This is a genomic window from Clostridium tagluense (genome assembly GCF_003865095.1).
GTDB lineage: Bacteria > Bacillota > Clostridia > Clostridiales > Clostridiaceae > Clostridium_AD > Clostridium_AD tagluense.
Genome location: NZ_BHYK01000039.1, coordinates 16457 through 37078 on the forward strand (window position 1 = coordinate 16457; position 20622 = coordinate 37078).

General features: G+C 29.0%; 20 protein-coding genes and 1 tRNA gene. 20 read left to right on the plus strand and 1 reads right to left on the minus strand.

What is annotated here, in order from left to right; genetic code table 11:
• The first annotated feature begins 9 nt into the window (after positions 1-9).
• From pstB to Ctaglu_RS21520, 12 genes are all read left to right on the plus strand, one after another.
• Complete coding sequence (gene pstB, locus Ctaglu_RS21470) at positions 10-762, plus strand: phosphate ABC transporter ATP-binding protein PstB (protein WP_125005605.1); 753 nt, start codon at positions 10-12, stop codon at positions 760-762.
• 23 nt (positions 763-785) lie between these two features.
• Positions 786-1442, plus strand: coding sequence for a phosphate signaling complex protein PhoU (gene phoU, locus Ctaglu_RS21475; protein WP_125005607.1), 657 nt, complete (start codon positions 786-788; stop codon positions 1440-1442).
• A 109-nt stretch (positions 1443-1551) separates the two neighbouring features.
• Positions 1552-2376, plus strand: a complete 825-nt coding sequence (locus Ctaglu_RS21480) for a substrate-binding domain-containing protein (RefSeq protein ID WP_125005609.1) — start codon at positions 1552-1554, stop codon at positions 2374-2376.
• 328 nt (positions 2377-2704) lie between these two features.
• On the plus strand, positions 2705-4042 hold the full coding sequence (locus Ctaglu_RS21485; RefSeq protein WP_125005611.1) for a DUF512 domain-containing protein: 1338 nt from the start codon (positions 2705-2707) through the stop codon (positions 4040-4042).
• Positions 4042-5358 (plus strand): ribosome biogenesis GTPase Der, encoded by a 1317-nt coding sequence (gene der, locus Ctaglu_RS21490; protein ID WP_125005613.1) that lies wholly within the window; start codon positions 4042-4044, stop codon positions 5356-5358. Before Ctaglu_RS21485 ends, der begins: the two co-directional genes overlap by 1 nt.
• A 1-nt stretch (position 5359) precedes the next feature.
• Complete coding sequence (locus tag Ctaglu_RS21495; protein ID WP_125005616.1) at positions 5360-6352, plus strand: NAD(P)H-dependent glycerol-3-phosphate dehydrogenase; 993 nt, start codon at positions 5360-5362, stop codon at positions 6350-6352.
• 155 nt (positions 6353-6507) lie between these two features.
• Positions 6508-7986 carry a stage IV sporulation protein A gene (gene spoIVA / locus Ctaglu_RS21500; protein ID WP_125005618.1) on the plus strand — a complete coding sequence of 493 codons (1479 nt, stop codon included), beginning with the start codon at positions 6508-6510 and terminating at the stop codon, positions 7984-7986.
• 112 nt (positions 7987-8098) lie between these two features.
• Positions 8099-8174, plus strand: a tRNA-Pro gene (locus Ctaglu_RS21505).
• Positions 8175-8329: 155 nt separating this feature from the next.
• Complete coding sequence (locus Ctaglu_RS21510) at positions 8330-9298, plus strand: tyrosine-type recombinase/integrase (RefSeq protein ID WP_125005620.1); 969 nt, start codon at positions 8330-8332, stop codon at positions 9296-9298.
• A 2-nt stretch (positions 9299-9300) separates the two neighbouring features.
• A complete protein-coding gene (locus tag Ctaglu_RS21515; protein ID WP_125005622.1) occupies positions 9301-9744 on the plus strand; it encodes a helix-turn-helix domain-containing protein in 444 nt (147 codons plus the stop codon).
• 817 nt (positions 9745-10561) lie between these two features.
• On the plus strand, positions 10562-10705 hold the full coding sequence (locus Ctaglu_RS25545; RefSeq protein WP_207669514.1) for a hypothetical protein: 144 nt from the start codon (positions 10562-10564) through the stop codon (positions 10703-10705).
• Between the two features lie 177 nt (positions 10706-10882).
• Entirely contained in the window at positions 10883-12712 is a 1830-nt protein-coding gene (locus Ctaglu_RS21520) for a DUF262 domain-containing protein (protein ID WP_125005624.1), read from the plus strand.
• 49 nt (positions 12713-12761) lie between these two features.
• Here the strand turns inward: Ctaglu_RS21520 and Ctaglu_RS21525 are convergent, their stop codons facing one another.
• Positions 12762-12971: a helix-turn-helix domain-containing protein gene (locus Ctaglu_RS21525; protein ID WP_125005626.1), complete on the minus strand. Its 210-nt coding sequence runs from the start codon at positions 12969-12971 to the stop codon at positions 12762-12764.
• 207 nt (positions 12972-13178) lie between these two features.
• Between Ctaglu_RS21525 and Ctaglu_RS21530 the strand changes: the two genes are divergently transcribed.
• The 8 genes from Ctaglu_RS21530 (at position 13179) to Ctaglu_RS21560 (ending at position 20512) form a co-directional block, all read left to right on the plus strand.
• Positions 13179-13970 (plus strand): hypothetical protein, encoded by a 792-nt coding sequence (locus Ctaglu_RS21530; RefSeq protein WP_125005628.1) that lies wholly within the window; start codon positions 13179-13181, stop codon positions 13968-13970.
• 254 nt (positions 13971-14224) lie between these two features.
• Entirely contained in the window at positions 14225-14500 is a 276-nt protein-coding gene (locus tag Ctaglu_RS21535) for a hypothetical protein (RefSeq protein ID WP_125005630.1), read from the plus strand.
• 83 nt (positions 14501-14583) lie between these two features.
• Positions 14584-15522 carry a type II toxin-antitoxin system PemK/MazF family toxin gene (locus Ctaglu_RS21540; RefSeq protein ID WP_185732905.1) on the plus strand — a complete coding sequence of 313 codons (939 nt, stop codon included), beginning with the start codon at positions 14584-14586 and terminating at the stop codon, positions 15520-15522.
• Positions 15523-15568: 46 nt separating this feature from the next.
• A complete protein-coding gene (locus Ctaglu_RS25550; protein WP_185732906.1) occupies positions 15569-15721 on the plus strand; it encodes a hypothetical protein in 153 nt (50 codons plus the stop codon).
• Between the two features lie 395 nt (positions 15722-16116).
• Entirely contained in the window at positions 16117-17067 is a 951-nt protein-coding gene (locus Ctaglu_RS21545) for a hypothetical protein (RefSeq protein ID WP_125005634.1), read from the plus strand.
• Between the two features lie 469 nt (positions 17068-17536).
• Entirely contained in the window at positions 17537-17719 is a 183-nt protein-coding gene (locus Ctaglu_RS21550; protein ID WP_125005636.1) for a hypothetical protein, read from the plus strand.
• Between the two features lie 13 nt (positions 17720-17732).
• Entirely contained in the window at positions 17733-19007 is a 1275-nt protein-coding gene (locus Ctaglu_RS21555; RefSeq protein ID WP_125005638.1) for a hypothetical protein, read from the plus strand.
• Between the two features lie 128 nt (positions 19008-19135).
• Entirely contained in the window at positions 19136-20512 is a 1377-nt protein-coding gene (locus tag Ctaglu_RS21560) for a hypothetical protein (RefSeq protein WP_125005640.1), read from the plus strand.
• The last annotated feature ends 110 nt before the right edge of the window (positions 20513-20622 follow it).

Genomic DNA, 20622 nt, shown 5'->3' on the forward strand with positions numbered 1-20622 from the left:
GGGACCAACATGGGAATAGTTATAGCAAAGAATTTAAATCTATATTATGGAAATGTTCAAGCACTTAAAAATGTAAGTATTGATATAGAGAAAAATTCAGTTACTGCACTTATAGGACCATCAGGTTGTGGTAAGTCAACATTTTTACGGACTATTAACAGAATGAATGATTTAATAGATTCTGTTAAAATAGATGGAGAAGTTTTATACGAAAATAAAAACATATACAGCTCGGATTATGATGTTATAGATTTAAGAAAAAAAATAGGAATGGTATTTCAAAAGCCTAATCCTTTCCCTATGTCAATATACGATAATGTAGCTTATGGCCCTAAAATTCACGGCCTAACTAATAAAAAAGAACTTGATGAAATTGTAGAGGATAGTTTAAAGGGGGCTGCCCTTTGGAATGAAGTAAAAGATCGGCTTAAAAAGAGTGCACTAGGGTTATCTGGTGGGCAGCAACAACGTTTATGTATAGCTAGAACTTTGGCTGTACAACCTGAAGTTTTATTAATGGATGAGCCCACTTCTGCTTTAGACCCTATTTCCACATTAAAGGTTGAAGAATTAATGGATGTGCTTAAAAAGAAGTATACGGTTATTATTGTTACTCATAATATGCAACAAGCAGGTAGAATTTCTGATTATACCGCATTTTTTCTCAATGGAGAAATAGTTGAGAATGGTAAAACAGAAAATATATTTTACAAACCTCAAGATAAAAGAACAGAGGATTATATTACAGGAAGATTTGGTTAAAATATAAGAAGGAAGGTGATAATATGGCAAGAAAAGTATTTGAAGCTAGTCTTGAAGAGCTTCATAATGATTTAATTAGAATGGGAAGTATGGTGGAAAAACAAATTCATGATTGCATCGATGCCTTAGTTACTCAAAACGTTGAAAAGGCTGAAAGAATAATGGTAAATGATGACATAGTTGATGCACTGGAACGAGAAATAGAAGACAAGGCAATAAGATTAATTGCCATGCAGCAACCTTTAGCAATAGATTTAAGAAATATTTTTACCACAACAAAAATAGTAACAGACCTTGAGAGAATGGCAGATTATGCCGTGGACGTTGCTAAAATAACCGTAAGATTAAAAGATGAAAAGTATATAAAGGAATTAATCGACATACCTAGAATGGCTGAGATAGTAATACTTATGATAAGGGACTCCTTGGACGCTTATGTGGCAGGGGATGTTGAAAAGGCATATGAAGTTTGCAAACGAGACGATCAAGTAGACGATATTTATAAGGAAGTATTTGCAGAACTTCTACAATTAATGTTTAAAAATCAAGAGACAGTAACTCAAGCTACGCAGTTTTTATTTATTTGTAAGTGGCTAGAAAGAATTGCAGATCATACTACAAACATATGTGAATGGACAATTTATTTGGTTACTGGAGAAAAAGTTAATTTAAACGAATAGTTTTTACGTGAAATACAAAAACTACAATTACAATAAATATGAAAACATAGTTAGCCATATTTATACGGCATTAGCTATATATTTAAAATTTTGTAGTGGAGTAGTGATTATGAAGAAAAAAAGATTGAAAACACTTTGGCTAATCTTTAGCATTACAATTGCGATGTTAGGTGTAGGATGCAAAAAAGATGCAGAAACCAAAGACCAGAAGCCTAAGAACATTAGAATAATTTGTGAGGACACAGTTTTACCCATGGTAAATGATTTAGTACGGGATTATAATTTAAATAATGACCCTGTAGTTACTGTGGAATCTGTCGACAGAGAAAGTGCTTTTAATAAACTGAAAAATTCTAAAGTGGATATATTAATTGGATATGTTCAGTCAGATAATAAGGAAATTGATTCTGAGATGCTAGCTTATGATAGTATTGGCATTATTGTTAACGCCACTAATAAAGTAAATAGTATTGGAACTTCTGACTTGAAAAAAATATATACCGGAAATATAGTAAACTGGGAAAAGTTAAAGGGTGAATCAAAAACAATAGTCCCTGTAGCTTTTAAAAATATTATGAATTCAGTTCAGTATGAATTTAATATAAAAATAATGGATACTCCTGTAAAAGAACAAATGAGTAGTAATATGCAGTATGTAGGAAGTATAGAAGAAATGAAAAATTTTGTTGCTCAGAATAAAAATGCTATAGGTTTTATGCCTGGACAGTGGTATAATAAAGAGAGTGTGTTTTTAAAATTAAATGGTATTGACATTACGACCTCAAATTTAAAGAATAAACTGTATTCTTTAAGATTTCCAATACAAATGTGTTACTCCAAAGAAAAAAAAGATAGTCTAAAGGAGCTTTTTCAGTATTTTAAAAGTGAAGATTGTAAAAAGATTATAAGAAAATATTGCATAGAAGCATTTTAGTACCTCCTTCTTAGGAGGTATTTTTATTCTGTAGTAAATTATTTATTAATCACAAATTTTCTAGTAGGAGTACGTGAAAAAGCGCAAAATTTGCGATATATGCACTTTTTCTTCTTTTAAAGACTAATAACGTTGACTTAAATATTGAATTCATGTAATATAACTTAATGGAATGCTATAATTTATTATTAAACTAATTGGTTTTTTTAAATTAAATATTAAATATTTAGTACTATATACTTAAAAAAAATATTTAATTTTAGTATAATATTTCTAATTCCTCATAAAGCCTTTTACATGAAAGGTTATTGTTAAACAGGAGGTAAAAATGAAAAATCAGATATCTAAGATACTTCCAGGAAGTATTGCAGAAGAAATTGAGTTAGAAGTGGGAGATAGATTAATTAGTATAAATGGCAATGCTGTAATAGATATTATAGATTACAAATTTTTAATTACAGATGAACTTATATCAATTGAGATTGAAAAGGCTGACGGTGAGGTTTGGGAGATTGAAGTTGAAAAGGAATATGATGAAGATTTAGGAATCCAATTTGTTGATGCCATTTTGGATAAGCCAAAGAGTTGTCATAATAAATGTATATTCTGTTTTATTGATCAATTGCCAGAAGGAATGAGAGAAACACTTTATTTTAAGGATGATGATTCAAGGTTATCGTTTTTCCAAGGTAATTTTGTAACTTTAACCAATATGAAGGAAGAAGACATTGAAAGAATAATTCGATATAAGATAAGTCCTATTAATGTGTCAGTTCACACTACTGATGCAGAGCTTAGAAAGATAATGTTAAACAATAAATTTGCTGGAGATGTTTATGATAGGTTAAAGAGGCTGGCTGAAGCTTCAATTAAAATCAATTGTCAAGTGGTTTCGTGTCCTGGCATTAATAATGGACCTGAACTTATAAAAACAATTGAAGATTTATATAAACTTTATCCAAGCATTGAAAATTTAGCGGTTGTACCCGTTGGGATAACTAAGTATAGAAAAGGCTTATTTAATTTGACTTTGTATGATGAAAATACTGCAAGGCAAGAAATTGAATGCGTAAAGGAATTACAAGAAAAATACATTAATGAAATCGGATCGCCTTTTGTAAGGTTGTCAGATGAATTTTACGTTACAGCAGGCATTGATGTCCCAGAGGAAGATTTCTATGATGGTTATGATCAGTTAGAAGATGGAATTGGTATGATAAGGATGCTTAGAAACGTTATTGATGAAGATGTAGCAGACCTTGAGCTAAATCATAGTGGGAAATTCACATTTATAACAGGGCAATCAGCCTATGCAGAAATACTAAAGGTAGCTGAGAAAATCACTACAACTAATAACAAAATTAATATTAATGTTAAAAAAATAGTAAATCATTTTTTTGGAGAAACTATTACAGTAGCAGGTCTTTTAACGGGAAAAGATATAATTAATCAGCTAAAGGACGAAAAACTAGGGGATTATATAATAATTCCTAGCAATATGTTGAAAAGTGGATATGAATTAGGAGATTACGATCAGCAAATATTCTTAGATAATATTACGGTAAGTGATTTAGAAAAAAGTTTAAATATAAAAGTTTTAATATGTGATTATTCAGGAGAAGATTTAATCCATATAATAAACCAAAATAGTCGGGAGGCAGAATAATGGCAAAACCAATAGTAGCAATAGTAGGAAGGCCTAATGTAGGTAAATCTACCTTATTTAATAAGTTAGCAGGTAAAAGAATATCAATAGTTGATGATAAACCAGGTGTAACAAGAGACAGAGTGTATGCAGATGCGGATTGGCTTAGACACAATTTCACACTGATTGATACAGGTGGTATTGAAATTGAAAGTCAAGATATTATTTTAGCACAAATGAGAAGACAGGCACAAATAGCTATAGAAACATCAGATGTTATAATATTTATTGTAGACGGTAAGCAGGGCCTTACAGGTGCAGATTATGAAGTTGCTCAAATGCTTAGACAAAGCAAAAAACCAATAGTATTGGTTGTAAATAAAATAGATCATCTTCAACTAGAAGCAAATGCCTTTGAATTCTATAATTTAGGTATAGGAACACCCTTTGCTATTTCTGCAACTCAAGCACTTGGACTTGGAGATATGTTAGATGAGGTAGTAACGCATTTTGATAGTGTCTATTCACTAGCAGAAGATGAAGAATATATTCAAGTTGCAGTGGTAGGTAAGCCGAATGTTGGTAAATCATCATTGATAAATAGAATGCTTGGAGAAGAAAGAAATATAGTAACTGATATCGCAGGTACAACTAGAGATGCAATTGATAGTAAAATTGAAACGCAGGAAGGAAAATTTGTCCTTATAGATACTGCAGGAATAAGAAGAAAAAGCAAAGTAGAAGAAGGAATTGAAAGATATAGTGTTATTAGATCCTTAGCAGCAGTGGAGAGAGCTGATGTAGTTATACTTATGTTAACTGCTACAGAGGAATTAAGTGATCAAGATGAGAAAATTATAGGGTATGCTCATGAGATGAAAAAAGCTATTTTAGTAATAGTAAATAAATGGGATCTTATTGAAAAAGATGATAAAACTATGCTTGAGTATAAAAAGAGAATACAAGCAGGGTTAAACTTTATGGCATATGCACCATATTTATTTATATCTGCAAAAACAGGCCAAAGAGTGCATAAGGTGCTTTCAACAATAAAAGAATGCTATGAAAATTATTCGAAAAGAATTTCTACAGGCATACTGAATGAGGTTGTAAATAAGGCTGTATTAATGAAAGAACCTCCAACAGTAGCAAATAAGAGATTAAAAATATTCTATGTTACTCAAGTAGCGTCTAAACCACCAACATTTGTGTTCTTTGTAAATAATGAAAATTTATTGCATTTTTCTTATGAAAGATATTTAGAAAATCAATTGAGAAATAGCTTTGAATTTTTAGGAACAGGTATAAAGCTTATATTTAGGGAAAGGAAGGAATAGAATGTTAAAAGTTGCTTTTTTAGGTGGTGGTAGTTTCGGTAGCGCATTGTCTATAATGCTTGCCAAAAAAGGAATTAATGTTAACATATGGGACAGAAAAATTAGTGTTATTGATGATATTAACATCAAAAGAGAAAACGTTAAATATTTACCCAAGGTTATCGTGCCAGCAGGAGTAACAGCATTTATTGATATAGAAAAGGCTATATGTGATAGCGACATAATTGTGTTATCAGTTCCATCCCATGCAATAAGAGAATTAAGTGTGATGATATCACCACACTTAAAACAAAATCAAATTGTGGTTAGCATTGCAAAAGGAATCGAAGAACATTCATCAAAAAGAATTTCACAGGTTATAGAAGAAGAAATTCCGAGTAACCCTATAGTAATACTTTCAGGTCCTAGTCATGCAGAAGAGGTTGCCTTAGAGATACCTACAACAGTAGTAGTTACTTCTAAAAAAATGGAGTATGCAAAGATAGTTCAAGATGTATTTATGACCAGTAAATTTAGAGTTTACACTAATGAAGACATTATTGGAGTAGAAATAGGTGGAGCAGTTAAAAACATTATTGCACTAGCAGCAGGCGTGTCAGATGGAATAGGCTACGGTGATAATTCTAAGGCTGCACTTATGACAAGAGGAATGAGTGAAATTATAAAAATAGGAACTGTACTTGGCGGTAAAACTGAAACTTTCTATGGATTAACAGGTATGGGCGATCTTATCGTAACTTGCACTAGTATGCATAGTAGGAATAGAAGAGCCGGTATTTTAATTGGAAAGGGTGTTCCAATGGAGAAAGCTTGCGAGGAAATAGGAATGGTGGTTGAAGGTATAAAAGCCACAAGAGCTTTTTATGAACTTAAAGAAAAAGCGCAAGTTTCTATGCCTATTACAGATGTGCTTTACAAAGTACTATTTGAAGGTAAAGACCCTAAAGATGGAGTACATGAACTTATGTCAAGAAATAAAAAAGATGAGGTTTAACCACATTTTATAAAGTCATTAATAGTAAAACCCAGTTTTTCATTAAGAAGTTAATGAAAAACTGGGTTTTTTATATATTTTCAATCTGTAGTAATAATTTATTGTTATATAAAATATATTTATAATGGTAATAATAATTATTGGGAGGGTATATCTTGGATAATTTTGATATATACAAAGATATAGCAGAGAGAACGCAAGGGGATATTTATGTAGGTGTTGTAGGTCCAGTAAGAACTGGGAAATCAACATTTATAAAAAGGTTTATGGAGCTTATGGTAATTCCTAGAATAGATAATCCTCATAAAAAAGAAAGAGCAAAAGATGAACTTCCTCAAAGTGGTTCAGGAAAATCAATTCATACCACTGAACCTAAATTTGTACCCAACGAAGCAGTTGAAATTGATTTTGATGGTGGTACTAAACTCAAAGTTAGAATGGTTGATTGTGTTGGATATATTGTTAAAGGAGCGGTAGGATACGAAGAAGGGGAAACACCTAAAATGGTTACAACTCCTTGGTACGACTATGAGATTCCATTTGAGGAAGCGGCAGAGCTTGGAACAAAAAAAGTAATAAATGAGCATTCAACTATTGGTCTTTTAATTACTACAGATGGTTCTATTACAGGTATAAAAAGAGAAGAATATTTAGAAGCTGAAAAAAGAGTAGTTGATGAGCTTAAAGCCATTAATAAACCTTTCATAGTGGTGTTAAATTCTAAAAATGCAGCTGCTCCTGAAACAGAATCTTTAGCAAGAGAATTGGAAGAAAAATACGATGTTCCAGTTCAAGTTATGGATGTACTAAATATGAAAGAAGAGGATATAGCTAATATATTCCAAAGAATTCTTAGAGAATTCCCAGTTAAAGAAATTAACATAGATATGCCTGAATGGATTGAAAATTTAAGTTCTAAGCATTGGGTGAAAATTAATTTTATGAAGTTCTTAAAAGATATGTGCAAGGATATTTTTAAAGTTAGGGACATAAATAAATCTCTACTCAGTTTTAAGGAGGTCGACTTTTTAGACTCTGCAAGACTTGATGAAATGAATATGGGAGAAGGCACTGCTAGAGTTAATATAATTCCTAAACACGAATTATTTTACAAAATACTAGGTGAAACTTGTGATTGCGAAATAAAAGGTGAAAATGATTTATTAACATTAATGGGCGAATTCTCTAAAGCAAAAGTGGAATATGATAAAATTGCAGATGCACTAAGAGATGTTAAAGAAAAAGGCTATGGATTAGTGGCACCACAGCTTTCAGAAATGACCTTAGAAGAGCCTGAGATAGTACAGCATGGTGGTAGATATGGAGTTAAACTAAAGGCTTCAGCACCGTCGTTACACTTTATTAAGGCTAATATAACCACAGAAGTATCTCCTATTATGGGTACAGAAAAGCAAAGTGAAGAATTCTATAATTCAATCTTAGAACAGTTTGAGAACGATAAATCTCAAATTTGGCAGAGTAATATGTTTGGTAAATCTTTAGAAGTATTGGTTAAAGAGGGTCTTCAAAATAAATTATTTAAGATGCCTGATGATGTTCAAATAAAAATTCAAAAGACGCTACAAAGAATTATAAATGAAGGTAATGGAAGCTTGATATGTATTATACTATAATAATATTTTTTATTATTTAGTAGTTTTGAGTTATAGGGAACATTTCTTATAACTCAAAACTAAATTTAATCTTGAATCAATCTAAAATTTTATGCTATAATAAAGTTGTTAACTGGGTGTAGCGCAGTTGGTAGCGCGCATGAATGGGGTTCATGAGGTCGCAAGTTCAACTCTTGTCACTCAGACCAAATCGCATAGTATCAACGGTTTGAAGGTGTTTTAGATTGTTGATATTCATAAAATAGATATGAAACTTATAAAATAGACCACATGATTAAATTTCTTTCGAGATTTTTAATTTGGTGGTCTATTTTGTTTTTTGTTGTGCGAGGATGGGATATAAATGAAAAAACAATTAACAATTAAGCCTTTATCAAAAAAAACATTAAAAGATGCATTCAAAGAATTTTTATTGCATTGTAGAGTTAAAAATTTAGCAGATGCAACACTAACTTTCTATGAGGAATCTTATAATCGGTTTACTAAATTTTATGATGATGATAATTTGGTAAAGGATATTACAAAGCAAACAGTAGATTATTTTATATTAAATCTTAGAAATACAGAATTAGAAAGCTCTATATCTTTTAATACTGCAATAAATGGTGTAAGGGTAATGTTATATTACTTTATGAAAATGGGTTACTTAGAAGAATTTAAAATCCCTTCTATGAAGCAAGACAAGAAGATTAAAGAAACATACACAGAACAGGAAATAAAAATATTACTTGTAAAGCCCGATTTAAATGAATCCGAGTTTGTTAATTTTAGAGATTGGACTGTTATCAATACACTTTTAGCCACAGGTATGAGGGTTAGAACACTAATCAATTTAAAAATATGTGATGTTGATTTAAAGAATCAATTATTACATTATACTACAACTAAAAATAGATATCATCAAATAGTGCCAGTTTCACGAACTCTTGTAAATGTACTGAAAGAATATATTGATATTAGAAATGCAGAGGAAGAAGAAGATTGGTTATTTTGCAGTAGATATGGGGATAAGCTTACAAACAACGCAATTCAACATAGTCTAATAAAATACAATAATAGGCGTGGTGTAATGCGAACAGGAATACATTTATGGCGACATACTTTTGCAAAGGTTTGGATTATAAATGGAAAGGGTGACCCATTTAGATTACAGCAAATTTTAGGCCATGCAGATTTATCAACCGTAAAGGAGTATATGGATTTATTTCTGGTGGATTTACAAAAGGACTTTGATTCGGTTAATCCATTGGAATTGATGCAACCCAAAAGCAATAAAGGAAAATATGTAAATATTAAGAGGGGAGGGAAATAACTATGTCTAAAAGCAAATTTATAGAATCGAACTCCCAAGGTTATGTTAATATAAATAAAGAATTTTTATTTGATACTAACCTTAATAATACCGACAAAACTCTCTATATTGTCTTACAATCAACTTGTTGGGGCGATAAAGATAGTTGTTTCCCTTCTCAGAAAACTCTTGCACAAGCTATTAATCGCTCAATTAGGACTATACAAAGAAGTCTTAAAAAGTTGAAGCAATTAGGCTATATTCTAGTAGAATTAAGAATAGGAACAAGTAATCTTTACACAATGCTAAAGAAAATAATTTCACAAAAATCAGAAAAGGCTGTAAAAAAAGTTAACGAACTAAGACAAAAATTTGGGAATAAGAAAAAACAAGATAATTGGAATGATTATCCTCAAAGAGAATATAACTTTGATGAATTAGAAAAGAAATTATTAGGGTGGGAATGAATTAGAATCAAAAAATAAATTAGCCATCCATCTGATATGAGGGATAGCTAAAGTGTACACTTAGAACATTGCGGTCTTTGAAAAACAAATATAAGATTAAACCTACTGCAAATAGCTTTAATTATTCATTTATCAACACCTTTATTATACCCTAGTTTTTTTTAGGTATCAATATGTAGGTGTATTTCTGTTGCCTTTTATTTTATTTCTATTTATAAATTAATACAATTTTATTTGTAATTTCTAATCAACTACCTTAAATATAGTAGATTTTGATTATAAATTAGAGATAAAATTATTTTTTTTGTGACCCCACGACACTTCTTGCAACCCTATACGACATTAATTACGGAGAGGAGTGGTGACATTGGTGCGATACTAATAACTATAACCTTTTTAATAACTAAAACTTAACTCTATAGGCGGATAAATTTAATAGTATCTTATAAAAAAATCTGAGAACCCAAGCTTAACCATTTTATCACGTTTGTAGGGTTCACTTTAAACTGAAAGCTAGTAATACCAACGTTTGCGTGAGGTCACTAAATAGGAACGATTTTGAGACGTTTTAAATTACATTTTCATACAATTAATCATAATCATTACAGAAACGTAAGATTCATCATTTTGCCTACCGTTCTATACCATTCATAGAGGTTTTAATTTAACAAAAAATAAAAAATAGTGGATTTTGAGAAATAATAAATTAAGGTATTGGGAGATAATCCGATACCCTGTGGACACTGGCACATAGGGTATTATCACTCGGTAGGGTCTGGCACACAATGTTTAGATATTTCTAATACGTCAAATGAAAATGGCTAAATGTATAGTTGAATTAGAAAAAATTTATAGAATTAGAAAAGGTAGTGAAGGTAAAAGAAGTTTAGATGTGGATAATTCACTTCTAAAAACCCAAAAAGAGTTATCTACACAGATGGTAATAGAGCAAGAACAATAAAACAATACAAAATGAGAGCAAATGAGAGCATTTTGTATTGTTTTATTGTCTAGTTGCATAATACGCCATTATATGCTATTATATGATAATAAATGGTCAAACTAAAGAGAAATTGGAGGCTATAACTAAGAAATTTTTGATATACAGAATCCAATAATAATAAGGTGGTTGAATAAAATGGCTATAATACCAAAGCAGATAACTATAGACGATATTTTTACTAATAAGAAGTATTATATAGATTTTTATCAGAGAGAATATAAGTGGGTTAAAAATCAGGTGGAAAGATTATTAGATGATATCTTTTATAAATTTGAAAATGAATATACAAAAGAAATAGACATAAATATAGAATCTATAAGTAATTTTAGTTGGTATTATCTAAGTGCGTATATGACAAATACATACAACGGAAAAATATATATTGTAGATGGACAACAAAGATTTACTACACTAACACTAATCCTAATAAAGCTGTATCACTTATCTGAATTTTATAAATTACCCAATAGGACAGAATGGCTACAAGCTAAAATTTATGGTGTAGGAGTAGAAGGGAAATCATATTGGATGGGTGATAATAATAGGTGTGAGCCTCTTGATGTTTTACATGGTGGAGATGACAACCTTATCAACTTAGAAAATGCTAATGATTTAAGTATAAAAAACATGTATGATAATTATATTTACATTGGAGAATATTTAACAAAAAAAATAGATTCAGAGCATAAATTTGAAGCAATTGTACTTTTTATATTAAAAAGATTATATTTAGTTAATATAGAAATTGAAGATTATAAAGATGTTTCTATGGTGTTTGAAGTAATAAATGATAGAGGTGAAAGGTTAAAACCATATGAAGTTTTTAAGGGACAATTATTAGGACAACTGGATAAAAATGAAATTCATCAGTATAACGCAATATGGACAGAAAATATAAATAAACTTCAAAATATAGATGAAAAGGAAGTAGATAATTTCTTTAGATTTTATTTTAGAGCTAAATATACTGACACTCGTGCAGATTCTAAAGAAATTGACGGAGAATATAACAAAACTATATTTTCTACTAAATGGAATGAAAAATTAAATCTAAAAAATAACTCAGTTATGGTTAAAAAATTTATAAAAGAAGATTTTAATTACTATTGTAAGTTATATTATAAAATGATAACTGATTATGCTAAAAATGAAAATTCACATGTGTTTTATAACTCTATGAATAATCAAGATAGACAATATCTATTAGTTTTATCTTCAATAAATAAAGAGGAAGAAGATGTAAAAGAAAAAATAGAGTTTGTAGCAAAAATGTTTGATAAATATTTTACACTATTGCAATTATTAGGATGTTACGATAGTAATAATTTTACAGAATCTATAATACGGTTGAATACTAATATAAGGAATAAAAATATTAAAGATATAGAAAATATCTTTAATACTCAGCTTGTCAATGATATTAACGCTACTAAGAACATAAATATACGTAACCCGTTTCAATGGACTTTGTTTAAAGAAGCTAGTAACAGCCTAGGAGTTACATTTTTAAGATATTTTTTTACTAGAGTTGATAATTTTATTGCTAAAAAATTAGATATTAATCAATATGATAAATCTTATAATTTAATAAGAAATACAGGTTCAATAAATGGATATCATATAGAACATATATTAGCTGATAATGATGAAAATAAAGAAATATTTAATAAAAATGAAGAGTTATTTTATACGCAAAGGAACTATTTAGGTTCATTGTTATTAATGAAAGGAAGAGACAATCAATCGAGTGGGAAAGAAAAATATAATGAAAAGTTAAAGACGTACTCACATGGTAATTTATGGGCAAGGACGTTAACAGAAGACTTTTATCATCGTAATAAAAATTTTAGTGATTTTATAGAAAAGTATGATTTAAATTTTAGAGCAATAAAAAATTTCGATAAGGAGGCTATAGAAGAACGGCAAAAATTATTATTTGAATTAGTAAAAATCATATGGGCATAGAGATTAACTACAAATAGGAAAATTTAAAGAGCAAGCTCATTAAAAAAGCTTACTCTTTTTCTTTAACTATTTCTAATATATCTTCTATTCTGCACTCTAGCACATCGCAAATTGATTCCACTAAATTATAACCTACTGCATTTGTTTTACCCATACAAAAATTATACATCGTATTATAACCAATATCACACTTTTTAGAAAGCCAACTAATATTACGTTCTTTAGATTCTAATATAGCCATTACCTTTACTTTTACCATCTTATACAACCCCTCCATGTTAATTATTATACCATATATGTGATAATTAAATTCATTTAAAATATATTTTATTATCATGTTGACATTATAATAATTATCATATATACTAAGAATATACGAATTAACAAAACAAACAGTTAATTCCTATGTTGGAACTTATAGCTTATAAAGGGGTAGCAACCTTAAATAAATGAGTGGGGTGTAAAAGTGAAAGGGTTAGTTTTAGCTGATTTAGAAAAGTTGGATATAATTGAGGTTACAAATGAAGAATATGAAAAAATAGAACAATGGTGTTTTAAAAATAAAGATTTAATAGTGAAAAACAAAGACAATATTAGGCATACAATCAATGAAGGAATTATAAAAATAAACAGTACTAAATCCAATTATTTATTTTCATTAGTTCATTTTAAAAACATAGAAGACAAAGTATATATTGCAAAGTATGGATATTTTGAAGATATGAAACAAATAAAGCACTTTTGTGGAGGAGAAGATTTTTTTATAAAATTACAAGATGGGTTATCACTATTTTATAGTAAGGAAAACATTGATAAGATGGAAATGAATAATATGCCAGTATCTAATGAATTCATAGAATATATGAAATCAAAATACGATAATAATTATCAAGAGCACCTAGGATTCCATTTTGCAGAACCAATATTTAAATATATTTCAATTTTAATTTATTCTCAACTTAATCAAGAACACATTATAAAACAAACTAAAACTTACACTCAAAAAGTACAATCTAAAAAGGACAAAAGAGCAGGTAAGAAACCAAAAGTGAAACTTACAAAACAAACAATAATAACATTGAACACAGGACATATACAAACACCTACAGAAGAAGAAAAAAGAGAATATGAGAGACATACATTTGGTTGGACAGTTAGAGGGCATTGGAGAACATATCAGAGTGGGGAAAAGATATGGATTAAACCTCAAGTAAGGGGAGATAAGGATAACGTACAAGGTAAGGTTTACGAAGTATAAAAAAGCACCTAACACCAACCCGAAGGATAAATGTTAAGCACTAACTCGCAATTAGATTATAGCATTAAATCCTTCTAAATATCAACTAGGAGGTCACGAAAATGTCAGTATATATCTTATTAGACTATGTAAAAAGTGCAAATTGAACGGTGTAGAGCCTACTGTAAGCGGTTTGAAGCACTGTAGAAGAAATGAATGGTCAGAATAAAATATTTAATATTGTTATTTGAAAACTAAATTAGGGGGAATTATTAATGTTAAAAATGAAAAAATTATTCGGGTACATGTTGGTAACAGAGGAAATACACAGAGTGGGAACACAAGAAGAAATTAATCAAATGGTAATAAAAAAAGGATTTCCAGTATGGGTACAAACTCTTGTAAGCAGGGATACGGTTTTTGATTGGATTTGCGAGGGTGGAGAAGTCGAAGAAGGATTTTACGTTGTTTCTGATGGTGTAATTGAGGTCACTGGCGAAGAAGAAGACTATGAAATTATTTTAATAAGTAATTTAAAAGCAGTAATATAATCAAACGCTATTTGCAATGCAGTAGTGTAAAGTAAAAAAATAATTAAACTAGCAATGCTAGAATTTTAAGGAGAATGTTAAGAATGAGTAGACCAAATTATTTTAGATGGGAAATTTGGATGGCAGATTGTTCAAAATACAATTTAGAAAATCACTTTGTGGTTATTATATCAAATTTTAAAATGAATAATAAACATAAATCAGTTCACTGTTGTATTATAACGTCTAAATTAAATTCATATAAAAGCAGAGTGGATATAGAACTACTTAAACCATCTCAAATAGCTTGTGAAACCATTCTAACATTGCCTAAAACAGATTTATTATATAAATTAACTGACGTAAAAGATATATTCACTAAATTAGAGGTTGAAAAAAATCTTGAAATTCAATTCCAGCTTAGTAATAATTTTATAAACACAGATATAGAGCAAATGGAAAACTTTCTTGAGAAAGGAGTTTTAAAAATGGGCAATGAAAGTAAATTAGGTAATCTTAGAAACAATATATGTAATTTAGCAGTAGAAAATAAATATGAACAAGTTATTATTCTATGTAATGAATCAATAAAATTGGCAAGTAATTCATCACTTGAAAATCGTAATGATTTTTTATGGCACAGCACTTATCACCGCTCACTAATGTTTAGTAAACTTGGCAATAAGGAAGTAGCATTAGATGATGCTAGGGAAAGTTTAAAGTATGTACCAAGTTTGAGAAACACTTTAAGTCCAAAATACAGCTATAGTTTATGGAGACTTGCAAACTGTTATGAAAATATAGGTGATATAGATGGAGCAATCCAAATATTTAAAAATCTATGTAAATACTATAAAAAAGTTGGTAAAACAGCAAGTAGAATTGAAATGATTTTCAACATCTATAGGTTAAAAAATAATTTGCCTAAAATGAAGTATCTAATAAGCTTAATAGAAAAAATGGAGTTTAATGAAAGAGATACAAATAAAATCAAGGAAACTCTACTAAAAGATATGAGACAAGATGTAATTAATATGCAATAAGCTAGTTAATTCTAGTTTAAATATAAAATATAGGAGGTTCATTAATATGATGAACAAGAAAACAAAAAGGAATTTAAAAAGAGTAGTAGCAGGAGGTTTGATGGCTCTAACATTAGTAGCAGTAGTGCCAAGTAAAGAAGTATTAGCCACGGATTCACCGATTGTTTGGTCAATTAAGCAACCACAAGTATCAAAATAATTACAAAAAACACAAAAAAGGCTTGACTTAATTTACCTAAGATAGTACTATAAAGAAGTAATAAAACAAGGGGATAGGTGACACTATTCCCAATACCATTATATTTATATCATTGACAACTTATTCAAACTTTATTCAACTCAATCAACAAAATAATATGAAAGGAGAAGAACAATATTTATTCAACATGCATAACTCATTACCAATATATTAACGTAAAATCAGAAGTATGTCAATAGAAAGTGCGTATTTAATTTAAAAATAGTGCGTATAAATTATTTTAAGTCAATGGGAAAACACTTTTAGCGATTGAGTGATTCCAAATGGTTGTGAGTAGTTCCAAAATTGGCTACACCTAAAACAATAAAAAATCAAAACGGAGGAGATTATCAATTATGAAATTAGATTATATAAAGAGGTCATGTAAAACAAATCGACAGGCGATATTGGACAAGGCTTTAATAGAAGAATTAGAGTATCTTAGGAAGAAATGCTTTCCTCATCAAAAAAAATCATTCTTATGGGAAGATTTTGAAATTAGAGAAAAAGTATTCGATAAAGAAGACAAAACAGACACTTTAGGGCTGTATGTTTGGGACGAAGGAAATCTTAAACACATAATATATATTACTAAAATTTACATATGGGGTTCTCAGAAATTGCATCAAAGTTGGCAAAGAAAAATTTATTATAATAAAATAAAAATGGTAATTAGGCATGAATTAATCCATTGTTTTGTAAAAGAACAATGGGAATATAAGTGTAAAAGATTTATAACAGATAAAAATGTGGATGCCAGCCCTATATTCTTAGCAGTATTACAATTCGTAGATGGTTATACGGGTCACGATTGTTACAAAGGATATATGAAAACTGAACTCTATAAAAGAATACAAAATAATGAATTTAAAACTTATAAAAAACTACATGATTATTTAGCAGATTATTTATGGGAATTTACCGAAGCAATTGAAAAAATTAAAAAAATAAGCAATCAGGATAGGTTTATAAAACAAGAAGATAAGAATTATTTTACTATAACAAATGAGTTTAAATTTGCACCAAGGAAAAATGGATTAGATAAATTTATGGAAGTTAATTACATAGATGTTTATACAAAAGATAAAGAAACAAGAAAACAAATTATGATTAATAGGACTTGGAATATTGGATGCAACATAGAACCAAAAGATTTAATTAAACTTTATAATAAAAAACAAGATTGTCAGGCTCAATACTATAACAATATTAAGAATTTAATAATAATGCCAGTATGTGCAAATGTAGAAGATATGAATGCAAAAGATATTAGAACTATTAGTATAAAAAATGATAAGAATTTTTAATAAGGTCAACGGAAAAACCCTTTTAGCAAAATGTCGTTGGGGTCAATGGAACACAACGAGAAGTCTTGATACCGTGGCATTTTAAAAAAGATGGTTCTTAGAAAATTAAATATGCACTACTCATTATAAATACTAGATATAGTAAATAGATGACCAGTGTTAAATGGCTTAGTACCAACCTCCACTAACAATATCAATATTGCTAAATACTAGATATAGTAAATACACTAGTAGTGTATACACGAGATATAGTATTTACACTAGTCGAAAAGAGGAGTGTGTACACTAGATGTCGTTGATATTAGGAGTGTAATAAGAAAAACCAAGTAATAAGAAAAATCATAAAATAAAAAAGAATTTTTTATAAGCACTCTAAAGAGGTGCGTGTTTTGCTTACGCAAAGACTTGATACATTTTTACATTTTCTTTCTTTCTCATATTTATAATTATAATTTTAGGAGGTTATGTCATGTATGTAGTTAAAAATAAACGTCAGAGGGAATATCTATATAATTTAGGATTTAATTATTCTAAGTCACAAGATATATATAATCCTTCACAAGAAATATACCTGTTTGAAAAATCAGACCTGTTAATGGAATCAATTACTTTTTATTCTCATATCAAGAACAAACAAATAAATAAAATATAATGGAGGTCGTATAATGGTAAATAATAATTTTTATGTAATGTTAGAAAAGGAATGGTTTTATAGTTCACAAGAACAAACTCTACTACAGAAGTATGGAACAGTTAGTTTGATGGTATATAGTATAATGCTTAGAAATCTTACTACAAGAAATACATTCAATTTTAGTATAAATGGGATATGTTCTATATTAAAAGTAGATGTAAAAAATAATAGTGTAATGGTTAAAAATATCAAAAATGCTATTAGAATGTTAAATGACAATTTATTTACGGTTTGCTCAGATAGTAATTGCAATCAAATAGAAAATCTAAGTAAAATAGATAACAATAATGTATATTACTGTATTCGTAAAGATGAACCATTGAAAGATAAATTTATAATGGTTTATGATACAGAAATTGATAAAATGCTTACATATTCCAAAGGTAAAAAGAATAGTGTATCAGAGTTAATTACTCATTTTTCATTTATTGTAAATGGATTTCACGGAAAAGAAAAGGATGGTACAGAAGGTGAAGGATACCTATGTTATTATGGGGGAATGGATTACATAGAACAAAAAACAGGAATAGAAAACTCCACTTTAGCACCTGATAATAAAATATTTATAGAAGAACAATTATTGTTAATTGGAAATGCTGGTGGTTCGATAGAAGATAATATGTATAAAAACACTTCTAATGTATATTGCAGATATGAAAATAAAGTTGAGTTTGATACATTTATGAAAATTAAGAGTGCTAAGTTAAGTAGTAAATTTGCAAGGCAAACTGATAAAGAACAACAAGATAAACAAAGACGACTTAAACAATTAATAAATCAATATAAAAAAGATAATGAAATTTATGAATTTGATACTAAGGAAAGTTTATCTGAAGAACAATTTAATGAATTACATGAACTAGAAATTAACTATTTAAATTTTGTTAAAAGTAGAGATAAGGAACTTAAAAATCCTAAATTTCTTACAATAAAAAGGGATGGAACTATTAAAGAAAAGTACGTTCCAGAGGAATTAGCTGAAGAAGAATATATAGAACCTACAGCAAAAGGAAAAGGTTCGTTAGCAAGTCAAAGAAAAACTTCACCATTAGTAACACCAATAATAACTCCACCAATAGCAGATAGAATTGTAAAAGCAAATGTTAAAACTAATAGACATAATCCAATAGTAGATTTTTCACCATATATGGATAAAGAGGATTTAGAAGACGACGATAAATCAGATATTTACTGTGGCAACGATGAATACAAACACACAATTTCTTATGGGAGAAATCCATTTTAAAATTACATAGAGGGGTTAATTCCCCTCAAACACTACATTCTCTTAAAGGGATACATATTTACATAGAATGCAGCGAGATTTAAAATAGTGGGACATTTAGATCCCTAAACGAGGAGGGCTTATTAATAATGAATACAAATAATAAAAATAATGATATAAAAATAATGAGACTTGAGGGTTCAGACATATTAAAAATACAAAATGGGTGGAATATAGATTTGGAATATAAAACTGTATTACCACATTCTTTATTAAAAGAAAAATTAAGCAGATTACATACAGATTTTACAGGGAATAAATCTAAAGAAATAATTGGTGTAAATTTTAATTATGGATTTGATACAGAGAAACTTAAAGAATTAAAAAGACAATTAAAGGTACAAAAGGATAATATCAAAGTTTATAAAAAAAATGTTACTGTACGTAAAAATGAGATTAAGAAAAATAAAGATATTGCTAAAGAAGATAAGAATATTGCAATTGAAAAATTACTAGTATTAGCAAATAAAGAAATTCAAACTAATAAAAATAAATTAGTAGAATTAGATGCACTAATTAAAATTGAACAGAATGAGTGGAATAAAGAAGGACTTAGAGAGAAATTATATCAAGATGGATTTACATTAACGCATACACATACTTCAAAGGGAATAGTAGTTAAAGAGGAAATTACATATAAGTTTTGGTTCAGAACTCCTGCAAAATCAAGAGTTGGAGATTCTATTTTCATTTCAGAAGCTATATATAATGATATTGTTAAGTGGCAGAACATGGGATTAACATTACCGCAGGGCGAAACTAAGGTTGTAGAGTTCCAAGCCTATAGAAGTCTTACTGCAAGTCATATTGAAAGAAATATAGAAATAAATGTAAAAAGTATTCTTGTATTGAACGATTTAGAAAGTTATATGGATACGGATATTATAAGCGTTGAAATGGAAGATTATTTAGATGGTGAGGAAGCTAAACAAAAATGTGTTGCTATAAGTAGAAGAGATAGAGTTAAGAATATTTTGTGGGATGGAATGGCTCTTTTAGATGAAGAATATTATGAAGAGGGAGATAATTATTATTTGCTTAGACAACATATGTTCAAAGCATGTGCATTCAAAACAGGAGTGGTTAGATTTCTTAAAGATAAATATGGTACTGATTATGAAACTGCTCAAGTGGCAGATAGATATGGCAATAATGTAAGAGTTGCAAATGTGAGATTATTGACCACAGAAAATGCTATTAAAAGTGAAAAGTTTTCTGAGTGTGGTGCTATAGGTAAAGATGGAATAGAAATTACATCTAAAAAACAAATGTATAGTTATTGGAAAAAATTAGTAAAAGACGATAAATATTTGTTTGGGATTTGCAAAAAAAATCACGAATCCAAGTTTGGAAATGTTCAGAGAATGTCATATCAAATGGTTAATACGCTATTATCAGATGAAACTAATACAAAAGAATTAGCACAATACACAGTAGATTATATAGAAGTGTTTCTGGTATACTAAAATCAATGCAGACCGGCCTTTAAAAAACCAAGCATAAAATGGAAAAATCCATTGCCAGCACCCTCAAAATATACTATCCTTTTTAGTGACGAAACTGAAAAGGAGAACGA

Bases quoted from the DNA above. Each gene is read 5' to 3' on its own strand.
- phoU (WP_125005607.1), top strand. From the start codon at position 786: ATGGCAAGAAAAGTATTTGAAGCTAGTCTTGAAGAGCTTCATAATGAT.
- Ctaglu_RS21510 (WP_125005620.1), top strand. From the start codon at position 8,330: ATGAAAAAACAATTAACAATTAAGCCTTTATCAAAAAAAACATTAAAA.
- Ctaglu_RS21540 (WP_185732905.1), top strand. From the start codon at position 14,584: ATGAGTAGACCAAATTATTTTAGATGGGAAATTTGGATGGCAGATTGT.
- pstB (WP_125005605.1), top strand. From the start codon at position 10: ATGGGAATAGTTATAGCAAAGAATTTAAATCTATATTATGGAAATGTT.
- Ctaglu_RS25550 (WP_185732906.1), top strand. From the start codon at position 15,569: ATGATGAACAAGAAAACAAAAAGGAATTTAAAAAGAGTAGTAGCAGGA.
- Ctaglu_RS21550 (WP_125005636.1), top strand. From the start codon at position 17,537: ATGTATGTAGTTAAAAATAAACGTCAGAGGGAATATCTATATAATTTA.
- Ctaglu_RS21560 (WP_125005640.1), top strand. From the start codon at position 19,136: ATGAATACAAATAATAAAAATAATGATATAAAAATAATGAGACTTGAG.
- Ctaglu_RS21535 (WP_125005630.1), top strand. From the start codon at position 14,225: ATGTTAAAAATGAAAAAATTATTCGGGTACATGTTGGTAACAGAGGAA.
- Ctaglu_RS21545 (WP_125005634.1), top strand. From the start codon at position 16,117: ATGAAATTAGATTATATAAAGAGGTCATGTAAAACAAATCGACAGGCG.
- Ctaglu_RS21485 (WP_125005611.1), top strand. From the start codon at position 2,705: ATGAAAAATCAGATATCTAAGATACTTCCAGGAAGTATTGCAGAAGAA.
- der (WP_125005613.1), top strand. From the start codon at position 4,042: ATGGCAAAACCAATAGTAGCAATAGTAGGAAGGCCTAATGTAGGTAAA.
- Ctaglu_RS25545 (WP_207669514.1), top strand. From the start codon at position 10,562: ATGGCTAAATGTATAGTTGAATTAGAAAAAATTTATAGAATTAGAAAA.
- Ctaglu_RS21515 (WP_125005622.1), top strand. From the start codon at position 9,301: ATGTCTAAAAGCAAATTTATAGAATCGAACTCCCAAGGTTATGTTAAT.
- Ctaglu_RS21520 (WP_125005624.1), top strand. From the start codon at position 10,883: ATGGCTATAATACCAAAGCAGATAACTATAGACGATATTTTTACTAAT.
- Ctaglu_RS21495 (WP_125005616.1), top strand. From the start codon at position 5,360: ATGTTAAAAGTTGCTTTTTTAGGTGGTGGTAGTTTCGGTAGCGCATTG.
- Ctaglu_RS21555 (WP_125005638.1), top strand. From the start codon at position 17,733: ATGGTAAATAATAATTTTTATGTAATGTTAGAAAAGGAATGGTTTTAT.
- Ctaglu_RS21525 (WP_125005626.1), bottom strand. From the start codon at position 12,971: ATGGTAAAAGTAAAGGTAATGGCTATATTAGAATCTAAAGAACGTAAT.
- Ctaglu_RS21480 (WP_125005609.1), top strand. From the start codon at position 1,552: ATGAAGAAAAAAAGATTGAAAACACTTTGGCTAATCTTTAGCATTACA.